Annotated in this window: 14 protein-coding genes; 6 read left to right on the top strand and 8 right to left on the bottom strand. The window is 68.0% G+C overall.

The window, feature by feature from the left end; all coding sequences use genetic code 11:
- Positions 1-2: 2 nt before the first annotated feature.
- A complete protein-coding gene (locus ASG51_RS05255) occupies positions 3-2,114 on the bottom strand; it encodes an ABC transporter ATP-binding protein/permease (RefSeq protein ID WP_056379544.1) in 2,112 nt (703 codons plus the stop codon).
- 137 nt (positions 2,115-2,251) lie between these two features.
- Positions 2,252-2,545: a hypothetical protein gene (locus ASG51_RS05250; protein ID WP_156389580.1), complete on the bottom strand. Its 294-nt coding sequence runs from the start codon at positions 2,543-2,545 to the stop codon at positions 2,252-2,254.
- 195 nt (positions 2,546-2,740) lie between these two features.
- On the opposite strand from ASG51_RS05250, the gene ASG51_RS05245 reads away from it, so the two are divergent.
- Complete coding sequence (locus tag ASG51_RS05245; RefSeq protein ID WP_055956504.1) at positions 2,741-3,373, top strand: 2OG-Fe(II) oxygenase; 633 nt, start codon at positions 2,741-2,743, stop codon at positions 3,371-3,373.
- 645 nt (positions 3,374-4,018) lie between these two features.
- Here the strand turns inward: ASG51_RS05245 and groL are convergent.
- Both groL and groES read right to left on the bottom strand, forming a co-directional pair.
- Positions 4,019-5,662: a chaperonin GroEL gene (groL, locus tag ASG51_RS05240; RefSeq protein ID WP_056273599.1), complete on the bottom strand. Its 1,644-nt coding sequence runs from the start codon at positions 5,660-5,662 to the stop codon at positions 4,019-4,021.
- A gap of 85 nt (positions 5,663-5,747) precedes the next feature.
- Positions 5,748-6,035 (bottom strand): co-chaperone GroES, encoded by a 288-nt coding sequence (gene groES, locus ASG51_RS05235; protein ID WP_018042554.1) that lies wholly within the window; start codon positions 6,033-6,035, stop codon positions 5,748-5,750.
- Between the two features lie 213 nt (positions 6,036-6,248).
- Here groES and ASG51_RS05230 point away from each other — a divergent pair, with 213 nt between their 5' ends.
- The 4 genes from ASG51_RS05230 to ASG51_RS05215 all read left to right on the top strand — a co-directional run bounded on the left by ASG51_RS05230 (position 6,249) and on the right by ASG51_RS05215 (position 11,637).
- The gene (locus ASG51_RS05230; protein ID WP_056379542.1) at positions 6,249-7,259 is read left to right on the top strand and encodes a magnesium transporter CorA family protein; all 1,011 of its coding nucleotides are present in this window, start codon (positions 6,249-6,251) and stop codon (positions 7,257-7,259) included.
- An 88-nt stretch (positions 7,260-7,347) separates the two neighbouring features.
- Complete coding sequence (locus ASG51_RS05225; RefSeq protein WP_056211496.1) at positions 7,348-8,802, top strand: lipopolysaccharide biosynthesis protein; 1,455 nt, start codon at positions 7,348-7,350, stop codon at positions 8,800-8,802.
- A gap of 101 nt (positions 8,803-8,903) precedes the next feature.
- A complete protein-coding gene (locus tag ASG51_RS05220; protein WP_056379541.1) occupies positions 8,904-10,091 on the top strand; it encodes an FAD-binding protein in 1,188 nt (395 codons plus the stop codon).
- A 163-nt stretch (positions 10,092-10,254) separates the two neighbouring features.
- Positions 10,255-11,637 (top strand): heterodisulfide reductase-related iron-sulfur binding cluster, encoded by a 1,383-nt coding sequence (locus ASG51_RS05215; protein ID WP_056273589.1) that lies wholly within the window; start codon positions 10,255-10,257, stop codon positions 11,635-11,637.
- A gap of 7 nt (positions 11,638-11,644) precedes the next feature.
- On the opposite strand, the gene ASG51_RS05210 is transcribed toward ASG51_RS05215, so the two are convergent.
- Complete coding sequence (locus ASG51_RS05210) at positions 11,645-12,628, bottom strand: MBL fold metallo-hydrolase (RefSeq protein ID WP_082513888.1); 984 nt, start codon at positions 12,626-12,628, stop codon at positions 11,645-11,647.
- An 87-nt stretch (positions 12,629-12,715) separates the two neighbouring features.
- Here ASG51_RS05210 and ASG51_RS05205 point away from each other — a divergent pair, with 87 nt between their 5' ends.
- Complete coding sequence (locus tag ASG51_RS05205) at positions 12,716-13,555, top strand: helix-turn-helix domain-containing protein (protein ID WP_156389579.1); 840 nt, start codon at positions 12,716-12,718, stop codon at positions 13,553-13,555.
- On the opposite strand, the gene ASG51_RS05200 is transcribed toward ASG51_RS05205, so the two are convergent.
- From ASG51_RS05200 to fumC, 3 genes are all read right to left on the bottom strand, one after another.
- Positions 13,505-13,723, bottom strand: a complete 219-nt coding sequence (locus ASG51_RS05200; protein ID WP_056211508.1) for a ribbon-helix-helix domain-containing protein — start codon at positions 13,721-13,723, stop codon at positions 13,505-13,507. The genes ASG51_RS05205 and ASG51_RS05200 overlap by 51 nt on opposite strands.
- 154 nt (positions 13,724-13,877) lie before the next feature.
- Positions 13,878-14,069 carry a DUF4169 family protein gene (locus ASG51_RS05195; RefSeq protein WP_056273581.1) on the bottom strand — a complete coding sequence of 64 codons (192 nt, stop codon included), beginning with the start codon at positions 14,067-14,069 and terminating at the stop codon, positions 13,878-13,880.
- A gap of 14 nt (positions 14,070-14,083) precedes the next feature.
- Positions 14,084-15,496: a class II fumarate hydratase gene (gene fumC, locus ASG51_RS05190; RefSeq protein WP_056379537.1), complete on the bottom strand. Its 1,413-nt coding sequence runs from the start codon at positions 15,494-15,496 to the stop codon at positions 14,084-14,086.
- Positions 15,497-15,615 lie beyond the last annotated feature (119 nt).

Here is a 15,615-nt window from a genome sequence, read left to right as displayed (position 1 = left end):
CCTTACTCGGCGGCGACGGGCGATGGCACGTCGCGGGGCACGAACCGGCCATCATTGGCAGGCTGCATGTCGAGGCGGCGTTCGTGCAGGGCGTGCAGGGTCGACCGATGGCCGATGGAGACGATGGTGGTGCCGGGCAGGCGCTCGCGCAGCATCCGGTAGATCGCAGCCTCGCTCGGCTCGTCCAGGGCGGCGGTTGATTCGTCGAGAAACAGCCAGTCGGGCTTGGCAAGGACAGCGCGGGCCACCGCCAGCCGCTGCTGCTCGCCGCCGGAGAGGCGCTGATCCCAGGCATCGACCTCGTCGAGACGGTCGACGAGTGCCGGCAACTGGGCAGCCACAAGGGCGTCGCGGATCGCCTCGTCCGGGAACATGTCCGTGGTGTTCGGGTAGACGACGGCGCCGCGCAGGGTCCCCAGGGGGATGTAGGGTCGTTGCGGCAGGACCAGGGCCGACTGTCCCTTGGGCAGGTCGATCCGGCCCTTGGCGAAGGGCCAGATGCCCGCGATGGCACGGAACAGGGTCGACTTGCCGGAACCTGAGGGACCCGTGAGAAGCGTGGCGCTGCCCTTGGTGATGGTCAAAGCGTCCGCGGCCACGATCTCCCGTCCGTCCGGCAGGCCGAGGCTGAGCTTCGAAGCCGTGACGTCGCCCTTGGTGTCGTTGCCCTGGAACAGGCCTTCGCCGGTCCCTCCGATCGCCTCCGCCTTGGTCATCGCCTGCCGGAACGAGGAGAGGCGGTTGGTGTTGGCGCGATAGGCCGCGATGGTGACGTAGGAATTGATGAAGAACGACAGCGAAGACTGCACGCTGCTGAAGGCATCGCCGGTCTGTTGGAACTGCCCTAGGGTGATCTTCTTCAGGAAGTAGGATGGCGCGGCGAGGATGTAGGGAAACACCACGCTGATCTGGCTGTAGGACAGCGTGAAGCTGCCGAGCTTGATCCGCCGGACGATGATGTCGAGGTAGTTGTCGACGATCGCGTGGAACAGGCTACCCAGGCGCACCGTTTCGGCACGCTCGCCGCGCAGGAGGGCGATCTGCTCGCCGTAGATGCGGGTCCGGGCCAGGGAAAAGCGGAAATCCGCCTCCACCTTCTCCTGGCGGAAGTCGAGGCCGATGAGGGGGCGTCCGATGACGTGCGTCAGCCAGGTTCCGACTACCGCGTAACCGACCACCAGCCAGACGAGGAAGCCCGGCACCACCGTATCGGTGAAGGGCAGCACGAAGTCGCGCGACAGGCCCCACAGGATGACCATGAAGGACACCAGGGTCGCCGCCTGAGACAGGAGCCGGATGGACAGCGTGGTGGTCTGGGAGATGAAGAGGTTGATGTCGCTCTGGATGCGCTGATCCGGGTTGTCCGCACTCTCCCCGGTGAAAGGGACCCGGTAATGCGTCCCGGCATCCAGCCAGCGACCGTAGAAGCTGCGGGTCAGCCAGGTGCGCCAGCGGATGTGAAGCGTAGCATCCACGAAGGTGTCGAACATGCCGACCACGACCCAGATGGTGGCGAGCGGCGTGAACACCCAGACCAACTGGTACCAGAAGGCGTCGGCGTTGTATTCCTGGAGGGCGTTGAACAGGTCGCGGAACCAGAAGTTCAGCCGCAGCTGCAGGGCGACCTGTGCGAAGGTGATGAAGATCGACAGGGCGACGAGGCGCTGGCCAACCTTCCCCTCCGTGCTGCCGAACAGGCGGAAGGGTCCGATCTCCCGTGTCGGCTTGTCGGTGGTGGCGAAATAGGGATCCGCGATCAGCGTGATCGCCCGGATCGGCTCGAGGTACGAGATCGCCAAGACGATGCCGGCGAACACCACGGCCCCGGTTGCGGCGAAGCTCGGCGGCAGGAGGGCGGCGAGCGTCGGGGGCAGGAAACCCATGACCGCCAGTTGCTTGGCTCCGGCCAGGAACAGGTAGCCGACGCCGTAGACCGAGACGAAGACCTTTAGGTATGACGAGAGGCGCCCCGATGCGAGCAGGATGCCTGCCATGGCAAGGCCGCTGAGACTGACGTAGAGCGGTGCGGATACGCCGGGTGAAACCAGGAGCGCGAGGGCGAAGAGCGCCGTGACGGCGGCTTGCAGGCCGAGGCCTGTCCTCAATACGGCCACGCGCGTCTCCCCTCAGTTCTTGTCATCGTCCGGCGCCGTGCCCCGGGGGGACTGCCCATGCATCGGCATTGCAGGCGGGTCGTGGCGAGATCGTGGCGCACCGCTGCGGCGGACTATCCTCGTACCGCCGGTCCGTCTCACCAGTCCCAGTCGCCGAATTCCGGCTCGCGGCAGCGATAGCCGATCGGGCATTCCGGGTTGTCCCGAGTGGGCACGAAGCGGAGTTCGGCGATTTCGGTGAGATTACATTGGCTACGGTCCCGTACGAAGCGCTCGGGCGCTCCGCCGGAACTGATCGCGACGGAACCTCGGGTCTTCACCAGAGCCATTGCGTCGGCACAGATCATGCGCTGGGTCGTCGAGAGGGGGCTCTGGGCACTGGCCGGCGTCGCCAGGGCGACGCAGAAGGCGAGTGCGAGGCGTCTCGTCACGATACTCGGCGCCACTTTTCAGTTTCGATACGGTCAAGCATGGCAGTTTCCATGTTGCGCGGAAAGGGCTTGCCGTCCGCTTGCCGCAATCAGGCGCTCTATCCACCGGGATTGCGCCCTCGCAGCGGCGCTCCAACCCAGCGTGCACCCGCTCAAACCGGGCCTGGTGCGCCCGAACGGACGAACGTCGAAGCCATGACGGGATTGTCGATCCTCAACCTTGATGCCGTGCGGGCCGCCCCTGTCTCGCGCGAGCCCTACAGTTTCTTTCTCGGCAATGACGTGCTCAAGCCCGAGGCCGTCGACGAGATCCGCCAGGATTTCCCCGCGATCGCCAAGCCCGGATATCTCACGGTCGACGAAGTCGCCCTCAAGGGTCGCTTCAAGGCGCTGATCGACGAGCTTGAGAGCGATGCGTTCTCCCGCATCATGGGCGAGAAGTTCGGCATCGACCTGGTCTCTTGCCCGCGCCTCACCACCATCATGAAGCGCAGCCAGCTGAAATACGGCTCGATCCACACCGACGGCCCGTCGAAAGTGATGACGATGCTGATCTACATGAACGATGCCTGGGACGCTCCGGCCGCCGGCCGCCTGCGGGTGCTCTACGACGGCAAGAACTACGAACCCTTCGCGGTCGAGGTGCCGCCCACCATGGGCACGATGTTCGCCTTCCTGCGCGCCGACAATTCCTGGCACGGCCACGAGCCCTTCGAGGGCGAGCGCCGCGTCGTGCAGGTGGCATGGGTCAAAGACGCCAACGAACTCGAGCGCAAGAAGAAGCGCAACCGCACCGCCCAATTCCTGAAGGGCATCTTCGGACGGTAGGTCCGCGCCAAAGGCCTGTTTGACTCCGGTTTCAAGGGACTGGGGCCACCCCCCCCGATCGGCAGCGCATCGTTTCCGCGCGATCCCAGCAGCAAGCCTGACCGTTCCCGCTTCGGAGATTCCTTAGGTCCCGGTCGGCTTCCCCTCACTGACACCCCTCTCTGTCGACCCGGTTTCCGCCGAAGCGGGGCTGGATTTCTGCGCGCGCCGTCGGCCGCCCCGACATGTGCGGCGAAGATCGCGGGTGGTACGCGCGTGAGCCTGACGATAGCGGGATCGGAGACTCTCTCCACTCGGCTCTGCAGACATTGCTCAGCCCTGACAATCGCGTGTTGCCGTGTCCGCCAGGGGATGCCTTCCGGACGCCGACGCGCGACGCATCGATCTGCGTCGCTCGCATGTTTCGCGTGTCCGGTTCGCCTGGACCCCCCGGTCCGCGGCTCGCCGCCCCAACCGACAGCGACGGGAAACGACTTTGGGGGGAGAACCGCATACAGCTACGGCGAAGGCGGTACGGGAAAAGAAAAACCCGCCTGACGCGCCTGCTGCTGTCCCGACCATTAGGCCGCCGATGGCTGTGCCGCGGATAAAAAAAGGGGCCGCCTCGCGGCGACCCCCATTCTAATAAGGTGCAGTTCGGACGCCTTAGAAGTCCATGCCGCCCATGCCGCCGCCGCCCGGCATCGCCGGGGCGCCGCTGTCCTTCTTCGGAGCATCGGCGATCATGGCTTCGGTGGTGACGAGGAGGCCGGCGATGGAGGCGGCGTCCTGCAGGGCGGTGCGCACGACCTTGGCCGGGTCGACGATGCCGGCCTGGATCATGTCGACGTACTCTTCGGTCTGGGCGTTGAAGCCGAAGGTGATCGAGGACGTGTTGTCGGTGATCTTGCCGACCACGATCGAGCCCTCGACGCCGGAATTTGCGGCGATCTGGCGGATCGGAGCCTCGAGGGCCTTCAGCACGATCTTGATGCCGGCCTGGACGTCCGGGTTGTCGCTCTTGAGAGCACGGACGGCCTCACGGGCACGGAGGAGGGCGGTGCCGCCGCCGGGGACGATGCCCTCTTCCACCGCAGCGCGGGTGGCGTTGAGCGCGTCATCGACGCGGTCCTTCTTCTCCTTGACCTCGACCTCGGTCGCGCCGCCGACGCGGATGACCGCGACGCCGCCGGCGAGCTTGGCCAGACGCTCCTGGAGCTTCTCACGGTCGTAGTCCGAGGTGGTCTCCTCGATCTGCGCCTTGATCTGGCCGACGCGGGCTTCGATATCCGCCTTCTCGCCAAGACCGTCGATGATCGTGGTGGTCTCCTTCTCGATGCGGATGCGCTTGGCGCGGCCGAGCATCGGGAGGGTGACGTTCTCGAGCTTGATGCCGAGATCCTCGGCGATCATCTGACCCTGGGTCAGGATCGCGATGTCCTCGAGCATGGCCTTGCGGCGATCGCCGAAGCCCGGAGCCTTGACAGCCGCGACCTTCAGGCCGCCGCGCAGCTTGTTGACCACGAGCGTAGCGAGCGCCTCGCCCTCGATGTCCTCGGCGATGATGACGAGCGGCTTGCCGGTCTGCACCACGGCCTCGAGAACCGGCAGCATCGCCTGGAGCGAAGACAGCTTCTTCTCGTGGATGAGGATGTAGGGGTCCTCGAGCTCGGCGACCATCTTCTCCGCATTCGTGATGAAGTACGGGGAGAGGTAGCCGCGGTCGAACTGCATGCCCTCGACGACGTCGAGTTCGGTCTCGGCCGTCTTGGCCTCCTCGACGGTGATGACACCCTCGTTGCCGACCTTCTGCATGGCGTGGGCGATCATCTCGCCGATTTCCTTGTCGCCGTTGGCCGAGATGGTGCCGACCTGGGCAACTTCCTCGGACGAGGCGACCTTCTTGGCGCGGCTCGTGATGTCCTTCACGGCGGCGGTGGTAGCGAGGTCGATGCCGCGCTTCAGGTCCATCGGGTTCATGCCGGCGGCGACGTACTTGGCGCCTTCGCGGACGATGGCCTGCGCCAGAACGGTGGCCGTGGTGGTGCCGTCACCCGCGATGTCGTTGGTCTTCGAGGCCACTTCGCGCACCATCTGGGCGCCCATGTTCTCGAACTTGTCGGCGAGCTCGATCTCCTTGGCGACGGTGACGCCGTCCTTGGTGATGCGCGGGGCGCCGAAGGACTTCTCGATGACGACGTTGCGGCCCTTGGGGCCGAGCGTGACCTTCACCGCGTCGGCGAGGATGTCGACGCCACGGAGCATCTTCTCGCGGGCGTCGGAGGCGAAGCGGACTTCTTTCGCTGCCATGTCAGATCCTTGTCAGTGATGGGCCCCGAGGCGCCGGATGGCACCCTCGAAGGGCTCGTGAACGGGAGGAGAACCGAAACCCGACTTAGGCGACGACGCCCATGATGTCGGATTCCTTCATGATCAGGAGGTCCTGACCGTCTATCTTGACCTCGGTGCCGGACCACTTGCCGAACAGGACGCGGTCGCCGGCCTTGACGTCGAGCGGGTTCACCCGGCCGGCCTCATCGCGGGCGCCGGGACCGACGGCGACGATCTCGCCCTCTTGCGGCTTCTCCTTGGCGGTATCCGGGATGATGATGCCGCCCTTGGTCTTCTCTTCGCCTTCGATGCGGCGGACGACGACACGGTCGTGCAGCGGACGGAACTTCATGAGCTGCCCTCTTGCTTCAAATTCGTGGATGGCGTTGATGCGGCGCGGCAGCGCGCTCAACCCAGGCCGTTAGCACTCGCCTTGGGTGAGTGCTAACGATGGCGTCGAGTTAGGCGCGGAAGCCGTTCGAGTCAAGACTGTCGCAGGCTCCGACGACGATCCGGCGACAGGATCATCCCCCGATCCCACAAGCCGCCGGAAAGTCCTTCGCGGATGATCAAGCTTCATGGTCCGCAGGGCGCGGTCGAGCCCGAGGCACAGGCGCCCGCGACAGCCTATCCGTCGGAGGTCGTATGGATCGATCTCAATGATCCGAGCGCCGAGGAGGCCGAGCAGGTCGAGGCCTGCACCGGCATCCGGGTCCCTTCGCGCAAGGCCCTTAGCGAAGTGGAGAATTCGAGCCGCCTGAGGCGTTTGAAGACCGGGTTCTCACTCTCAACCCCGATGGTCACCTTCGACAAGCTCGATACGCAGTTGAAGCCCTTGGGCTTCGTGCTGACCCGGGACCGCCTCGTCACCGTGCGCTTCCACGAATTGCGGGCTTTCGCGGAGGTCAAGAAGCGCATCGACACCGGTGATGGGCCGGGCACCACCTCCACCGAGATCTTCCTTCTCCTGATAGAAGAGCTCGTCGACAGCCTCGCCGATTCCCTCGAGGACATGGGCGCCGACCTCGACGAGTTGTCCACGCGGATCTTCGATTTCGACGTCCGCAGCGGTGCGCCTGCCGGGGACACCAAGCTGCGCAACCACACGCCGCGCCGGCGCGACCTGGCGCTGCGCCGAATCCTGCGCGGCATCGGACGCCGCGGGAAGACCCTCGGCAAGATCCGGTCGAGCCTCCTCGGCCTGGAGCGGATCGTGCCCTTCGTGGCCAACGAGTGCGAGCATATCCTCGGCGAGGAACAGGTGCCGCGCTTCGAGGCCGTGCGGCGCGACATTGCCTCCCTCGACGAGTTCGAGATCCGGCTCTCCGAGAACGTTCAGTTCCTTCTCGACGCGACCCTCGGCTTGATCAGCATCGAGCAGAACAACACCTTCCGGGTGCTCACTGTGGCATCGGTGGTCGGCATTCCGCCGACCCTGATCGCTTCGATGTACGGAATGAACTTCAAGCACATGCCCGAACTCGAATGGGCCTACGGCTATCCCTACGGCCTCGCGCTCATCCTCGTAAGCGCCATCATTCCGATCGTTTTCTTCCGCATCCGGGGTTGGTTGTAACCGGTTAATGGACTGTCAGGCCTCCTGCGCTAGAGCTGTGCGCGGCGATGCCCCGTCCAGCCGGCCTCCGAGGATGACCCGTCGCGCCATGGCCGTGATCGCTGCCTTCGTCCTCAATGCCGGCCTGAACTTCGTCCTCGGCCTCCTCATCGCCAAGCTGCTGGGACCAGCGGAGTTCGGTCTGTTCGCTCTGGCGACCGCCGGTGCGATCGTGGCCAACACCGTCCTGTTCGAGTGGCTGCGTCTGTCCGCGACACGATTCTATTCAGCCCGGGTCCGCATCGACGAGCCCTGGATCCGGCAGGGTTTGGACCGGGCCTACATGGCCCTCACGCTCAGTCTCTTCGTGGCGGCCTTGATCTGCGCGGGACTGGGTTTCACGCTCGAGCCCAACGCGGGAAGCCGCCTGGCGATCACAGCGGGCGCCGCGGTCGCCGCATTGGGCATCGGCGTGTTCGATTATCACGCAGCGCTCGCCCGGGCGCGCTTCGACGGCCGGCTGTACTTCAATCTCGTCGCGGTGAAGAACGGCCTCGCCTTCGTGCTGATGGCGGGTGCCGCCTGGTTCTTCCCCCAACCTGTCTGGGTTCTGACGGCGGCCGGGATCAGCCAAGCCTTCGCGATCCTGCTGCTGTATCGACCGCTACGCGATCCGATCGTTCCACGCGTACGGCTGAAGCTGCGGGAAGCTTGGCGGCTCTTCGTCGCCTACGGCCTTCCCCTCATCGCCGCCAACGCGATCTACCAGCTGCTGCCGTTCCTCAATCGGGGCAGCATCGCGTCCCATGCGGGCCTCGCCGAGGCGGGCTACTTCGCCCTCGCCGCCGATGTCACCACCCGGAGCATCGGCACCCTCGGGACCGCCCTCGATCTGCTGCTCTTCCAGCTCGCGGTCCGGGTCGAGGAGGAACAGGGGCGTGCCGCGGCCGAGCGCCAGGTCGGGCTCAATATCGGCGTGGTGGTTGCGCTGCTTCTGCCCTGCGCGGTCGGGTTCTGGGCCGTGCTCCCGGCCCTCGAGGCGCTGGTGGTACCGGAGGCCTACCGCGGCCCCTTCGCTGCTTATGCGGGGCTGATGGTTCCGGGCTTCTTCTGCCTCGCGATGACCAACTTCGCCCTCAATCCGATCTTCCAGATTCGTCGGCGCACGCGCCCGGTCATCGCCGCCGCTCTGGTTGGGCTCGCCCTCAACGGGCTCGGGCTGTGGCTCCTGCCGTCCCGGTACGGTCCCGAGGGCGTCGCGATCGCGCAGACCGCCGGCCTCGGGGCCGCCACCCTCATCCTGGCCTGGCGTGCGCTCACGGGACCCCAGCGCCTGCACCTGCCCTGGTGGGAGATCCTGGCTGCCAGCATCGCCTCCCTCGCCATGGCACTCTGCCTGTTACCCCTGCGCCATATCGAGCCGACACGGGCGCTGCTGCTTTCCGTGCCTCTCGGCATGGCGATCTACGGTGCGCTCGTCTGGCTCTTCGACATCGCCGGCCTGCGCGGTCACGTGGCGGCGCGGTTGACCCGTTCACCACCCGAGACCGCACCGGCCGAATAGCCGTTCCTGACCGGATGCCATCGGCGTGAACCTCCTCTAAGGTGGCTCCACAGGAACAGGATCGAGGGTGCCGCAGAGTGCCCCGGATCGGGTGGGATTCGATGCGTACATATGAGCCTCACGACGAGGGCGCCGCGGCCGAGATCGTCCGCGGGGCGGTCGGGAGCCCGGAGCGGCTTCGCCTCGTTGGCGGAGCGACCAAGGCCGGGATCGGCCGACCGGCCCAGGACGAAGCGACGCTCTCCAGCGTGGCTCTGACCGGCATCACGCTCTATGAGCCCGCCGAGATGGTCGTCGCCGCCCGGGCCGGGACGCCCCTGGCCGAGGTTCAGGCCCTCCTCGCGGCGCGCGGTCAGATGCTGCCCTTCGAGCCCATGGACCACCGCTCCCTGATGGGCACGACCGGCGAACCGACCTTCGGCGCCGTCGCGGCGGCCAACAATTCCGGACCACGCCGGATCAACGCGGGCGCCGCCCGCGACAGCCTGATCGGCGTGCGCTTCATCAACGGACGGGGCCAGGCGATCAAGTCGGGCGGGCGGGTGATGAAGAACGTCACCGGGCTCGACCTGGTGAAGCTGATGGCCGGCTCCTGGGGCACCCTGGGTCTGCTGACGGAAGTGACGTTCAAGGTGCTCCCCGTTCAGGAACGGGTCGCCACACTCGCGTTCCCGGACCTCGACGATGCCCGCGCCATCGCGGCCTTGAGCGCGGCCCTCGGCTCGCCCTTCGAGCTGACCGGAGCCGCTCACCTGCCGGCCGGGATCGAAGGCGGGGCGGCGCGGACGCTGATGCGGATCGAGGGTTTCTCGGAGTCGATCGATTATCGTCTCGGCGAATTGCGTCGCCTGCTCAAGCGCTTCGGCCAGCCCGAGATCGTCGAGGGCGAGGCGGGGACAGCGCTTTGGGCCCGCATCCGCGACGCTGCGAGCTTCGCCGAGCCGCGGAGTGCCGCGGTCTGGCGCATCTCCACTGCGCCGACCCGCGGCCCCGCCGTCACCGCCGCGATCGGCGCCCAGCGCGACGCCCGCTGGTTCTACGACTGGGGCGGTGGGCTGGTCTGGCTCGCCACGGATGCCGGGGGCGATGCCGGCGCCGAGGTCGTCCGGGCGGCCGTGCGCGCACAGGGTGGGCATGCGACCCTGGTGCGGGCACCCGATGCCGTCCGGGCGGCCGTGCCGGTCTTCGAGCCATTGGCCGAGCCCCTCATGCGGATCACCGCGGGCATCAAGGCGGCGCATGATCCCCATGGCCTGTTCAATCCGGGGCGGATGTACGCCGGTCTGTGAGCGAGGGGCGGTGCGGGACGAGGTCGCGTCGATCGCGCTCTTCGGAGCGATTCCAAGGCTCGGCAACTGGCGCGAGACCCTCTAAACAGCAGGGACCAAGAACGACGATGCCGACGCGGGCCGGACCCGATGGACGGCACGAGGGTGGACCCGAGGACGCACCGTGCAGACCAATTTCAGCCTGACGCAGCTCGCCGATCCGGCCATGGCGGCGTCCGAGAAGATCCTCCGGACCTGCGTGCATTGCGGGTTCTGCACCGCGACCTGCCCGACCTATCTCCTGCTCGGCGATGAACTCGATTCCCCGCGCGGGCGGATCTACCTGATCAAGGACATGCTGGAAGGCGGAAAACCGGCGGTGCCGGAAGTCGTCAAGCATGTCGACCGCTGCCTGTCCTGCCTGTCCTGCATGACGACCTGCCCCTCGGGCGTGCATTACATGCACCTCGTCGACCATGCGCGGACCTATATCGAGGAAACCTATCGGCGTCCGTTGAGCGACCGGCTGCTCCGCAGCGTGCTGGCCTTCGTGCTGCCCTACCCGAACCGCTTCCGCCTGGCGCTGCTGGGGGCGAAGATCGGTGCTCCCTTCCGGCCCCTGGTGGCGCGCCTGCCGCGGGTCGGCAACCGCCTCGCGGCGATGCTCGACCTCGCCCCGGCCCATCTGCCGAACCGCAATCCCACTGACCGGCCCGGCACCTTCCCGGCCGAGACGCGGGCCCTGGAGGCGAGCGCGGCGTTGCATGGGTATACCGCGCCGTCGCGTCGAGGTCGCGTGGCTTTGCTGCGCGGGTGCGCTCAGAGCGTGCTGCGTCCCGATTTCAACGAGGCGGCGATCCGGCTCCTGACCCGTCACGGGGTCGAGGTGGTGCAGGCCGCGGGGGAGGGCTGCTGCGGCGCCCTGACCCACCACATGGGCAAGGCGGATTCGTCGCATGCCCAGGCTCAGCGCACCATCGACGCCTGGATCGCCGAAATGGACGGCGCCGGGCTCGACGCGATTCTCGTCACCGCCTCCGGCTGCGGCACGACGATCAAGGATTACGGCTTCATGTTCCGCGAGGACCCGGCCTACGCGGAGAAGGCGAAGCGCGTGTCCGCCATCGCCAAGGACGTCACCGAGTACATGGCCACCATCGGGTTGATGCCGCCGATCGTCGAGACCGACCTCGTGGTCGCCTACCACTCGGCCTGCTCGATGCAGCACGGCCAGGGCATCCGCACCGAGCCGAAGAACCTCCTGAAGACGGCGGGCTTCACCGTGAAGGACGTGCCCGAGGGCCACATCTGCTGCGGCTCGGCCGGCACCTACAACATCCTCCAGCCCGAGATCGCCAACCGCCTGCGGGACCGCAAGGTCGCCAACATCGAGCGGATGCGCCCCGACGTCATCGCCACCGGCAATATCGGCTGCGCCACCCAGATCGGGAAGGGCACGGCGATCCCGATCGTCCACACGGCGGAGCTCTTGGACTGGGCGACCGGCGGCCCGAAGCCGGCGGCCCTGGAGGGGCTGCCGGAGCGGACGATGGCGGCGGCGGAGTAGAGGCGCGTCAGCGCTCGCTCCGGTCCGCCATCGGGATCCAGCGGTACCCGAGCCCGTCGCGGACGACGTATCCGAGCGACGGGAAGGCGGTGTGGTAGCCGGCGACGAGGACGCGGTCGGTGGCGGCCATGTCGTAGATCGTCCGTCGGGTCGCGGCGCCGGCCGCCTTGTCCATGTCGAACAGGGCGTGCCAGTCGGGCCGGGCCAGCGAGGCAACCTCGTGATGGGCGCAGTCGCCCCAGACCAGCAGGCGCTGGCCCTCGCTTTCCACGTTGAAGGCGAGGTGGCCCGGCGTGTGGCCGAAGGCCGCCACGGCGTCGATGCCCGGCACCACCGTCTGGCCCGGCGACACGAAGCGGATGTGCTCGGCGAGGGGAAGCAGGTGGCTGCGGAAGACGCGGGCCGACTTGTACGCGTTGCCGTCCGGCGGGCCTGCCAGGCGATCGTCGTCCCTCCAGAAGGCGAATTCCCGGTCGCCCATGACGTAGCTGGCCCTGGGGAAGAGCGGGCGCCCATCCTCCAAGAGTCCGCCGATATGGTCGGTGTGGCAATGCGTCAGGACCACGAGGTCGATCGCGTCCGGCGACAGGCCGGCCTGCCGCACCCGCTGCGCCAGCTGCCCGCCGGCCGGGCGCGGGATGAAGCCCACCGCCCCGTTCCCGGTGTCGAACAGGACGGTCTCGCGGCCGGTCTGGACCAGGATCGGCGTGAAGCCGGGCTCGAAGCGGTCCGGCGGAAGCCGATTCTCCCGCATCAGGGCCTCGACCTCCGCCTTCGGACGGTCCTCGCCCACGATCGGCCAGGGGCCGTCGATGACCGCGTCGGCGTCGCACAGGGCGGTGACGGTGAAGGCACCGAGGCGGATCCGCCGCAGGCCGGCGGGCGGGCTCGGGGGCGGGGCTTGCGTCGGTATGCCCGCCCGTGCGGCTCTCGGAAGGGCGAGGCCGGCGACCAGGGTCGCGGCGAGATGACGGCGGGTGAGTTCGGTCATCGCTGGACGTTTCCCGAGAGGGCCGGTTCCGTCAGGATGTGTGCGGGACCGGTCGCGAACGGTCTATCGCGGTGGGAGGGGGCCAGCTTGAACGAACGTGCTGCGCCGTCCGGCGCGTCGCCCCTCCCGATCTGGCATGTCGAGGGGGCGCACACGCTCTTCGCGGGGCCGCTCGCGTACAATGCCAGCCACCAGCACGGCGCCCCGGTCTATCTCGCGGGGCTCTACGACGCCTTCCGCATCCGCTTCGCGCCGGGGGCGTGGATCACCTGTCGCACGGCCTTCGTTCCGGCGGGGATGCCGCACGAGCTGGATTGCGGCGGCGCTCCCCTCGGCGTCCTCTATCGCGAGCCCGATGCCGGGGCGTGGGCCCTGACGGGCCTGATGGGTCCGGCCGAGGCGGTCGGCAGCGCCCTGGTGGGCAGGGGCGGGGAGGTCGGCCCGTTGCGGTCGCTCTTCGAGCGACGCGACGCCTGCGATTGGGCGGGCGAGGCCATCGCCGACCTTTCCGGCTTCGCGGCACGGCGGTTCGATCGGCCGGTCGATCCCCGGATCGCGAAGGTCCTCGTCGACCTGCGGGCCCGGCCGGAAGCGTGGATGAGCGCGGGACGGCTGGCCACGGCGGCATCCCTGTCCTCGTCGCGGATGCAGCACCTCTTCAGCGCGACCATGGGTGTCCCGTTCCGGCGCTATCGCGGCTGGCTGCGCATGCGCCGCGCCATCGCGGCCGTCGTCCGCGGCGCCAACTTCACCGGGGCCGCCCATGAGGCGGCGTTCGCCGACCAGGCGCATTTCGCCAACGCCTTCCGCCGGACCTTCGGCGCGCCGGCCTCCTACAGCCTGCGGGACATTCGCCGCCCGAGCCCGTCGCGGCCGTCAGGCACGATCACGCACGCTCGCCAGCACGAACACCCGGAGGGCGGATGAGAGGTTCTGACCCTCCCGACCGGCATCGACGGCGCCGATCAGGGCCTGGACGGACTGGCCGCGCGCGCCTGCGATCTCCCGCAGGGCGTCCCAGAACGGGTCCTCCAGGGACACGCTGGTCCGGTGGCCGGCGATCATCACGGAGCGCTTGGTGATGCCGGTGGTCATTCCGGCACCCGACCCTCCCCCCTCTGCGGGGGAGGGTGGTCGCGGAGCGACCGGGAGAGGGGAGCGCCATATCCGGAAAGGTCGCTCCCTCTCCCGCCTGCTCCGCAGGCACCCTCTCCCGCAGAGGGGAGAGGGTCACGTGCCGCGTCCCCCATCACCCCTCCGACTCGGGCCCCACGAGCTTGTGGCCCTCGTGGCGCGAGACCTCGATGGCCTTCTTGGCCTCCGCCAGGGTCCTGGCCTTCTTCGGGCGGCCGAAGGCGATGCGGTTGTCCGCGGCCTTCGCCTCCCGCTCCACCCGCGCCCGGTCCTTGCGGGCCTGACGCAGGTTGATGATCTCCGCCATGCCGGTGGGCTCCTCTAGGCGGCGCCGGGCACCAGCATCGTCTCGGGGCGCACCACGCGCTCGAACTCCTCGGCCGTGACGTAGCCGAGGCGCAGGGCCTCCTCCTTGAGGGTGGTGCCGTTCTTGTGCGCGGTCTTGGCGATCTCGGCGGCCTTGTCGTAGCCGATCGAGGGGGCGAGCGCGGTCACCAGCATGAGCGAGCGGCTCATCAGGTCGGCGATCTTGTCCTCGTTGGCCTTGATGCCGACGACGCAGTTGTCGGTGAAGCTCACCGCCGCGTCGGCGAGGATGCGGATCGACTGCAGCACCGCGTTGGCGATGACGGGCTTGAACACGTTCAGCTCGAAATTGCCCTGGCTGCCGGCAAAGCTCACCGTGGTGCCGTTGCCGATCACCTGGGCGCAGACCATCGTCAGCGCCTCGCACTGGGTCGGGTTGACCTTGCCGGGCATGATCGACGAGCCGGGCTCGTTCTCCGGCAGCGAGAGCTCGCCGAGGCCCGAGCGCGGGCCCGAGCCGAGGAAGCGGATGTCCTGGGCGATCTTGAACAGGCCGGAGGCCAGCGCCGTGAGCGCGCCCTGCGTGAAGACCAGGGCATCGTGGGTGGCCAGGGCCTCGAACTTGTTGGCGGCCGAGGTGAAGGGCAGGCCGGTCAGCTCCGCGACCTTCGCGGCGAATTTTTCGGCGAAGTCCGGATGGGCGTTGAGGCCGGTGCCCACCGCCGTGCCGCCCTGGGCCAGCGCCAGCACGCCGGGCAGCGTCGCCTTCACGCGTTCGGTGCCGAGCGCCACCTGCGCCACGTAGCCGGAGAATTCCTGGCCGAGGGAGACCGGGGTGGCGTCCTGCAGGTGGGTGCGGCCGATCTTCACGATGGCGGCGAACGCCTCGGACTTCGCCTGGAGCGCGTCGTGCAGGTGCTGCAGGGCCGGCAGCAGCCGATCGTTGATCTCGCGCGAGACCGCGATGTGCATCGCCGTCGGGAAGACGTCGTTCGAGGACTGGCCGCGATTGACGTGGTCGTTGGGGTGGACCGGAGACTTGCCGCCGCGCTTGCCGCCGAGCAGCTCGTTGGCGAGGCTGGCGATCACCTCGTTGGCGTTCATGTTCGACTGGGTGCCGGAGCCCGTCTGCCACACCGCCAGGGGGAATTCCTGGTCGTGCTCGCCGGAGACCACCTCGGCCGCCGAAGCCGCGATGGCCTGGGCCACCTTCGGGTCGAGGGCGCCGAGGTCCTGGTTCACCAGGGCGGCGGCCTGCTTGACCATGCCGAGGGCGTGGACGAGAGGCGCGGGCATCTTCTCGGTGCCGATCTTGAAGTTCTGGATCGAGCGCTGCGTCTGCGCGCCCCAGTAGCGATGCGCCGGGACCTCGATCGGGCCGAAGGTGTCGGACTCGGTGCGGGTGGCGGGCGTCTCGGTGGGCGACATCGTGGCCTCTTCGTCTGGTCAATCCGGACCCTACTTAAACTGCACGCCAGCAAACCGCGATGCCGCATCGCGAGAGGGCCGTGTGCCCGGCGCTGAATTGTCATGGCTTGTCAGCCCTC

Origin of the sequence: Methylobacterium sp. Leaf465 (assembly GCF_001424705.1) — a bacterium.
Classification (GTDB): Bacteria; Pseudomonadota; Alphaproteobacteria; order Rhizobiales; family Beijerinckiaceae; genus Methylobacterium.
Note: the sequence above shows the minus strand (reverse complement) of the source record. Positions and strands in the feature narration are given on the sequence as shown.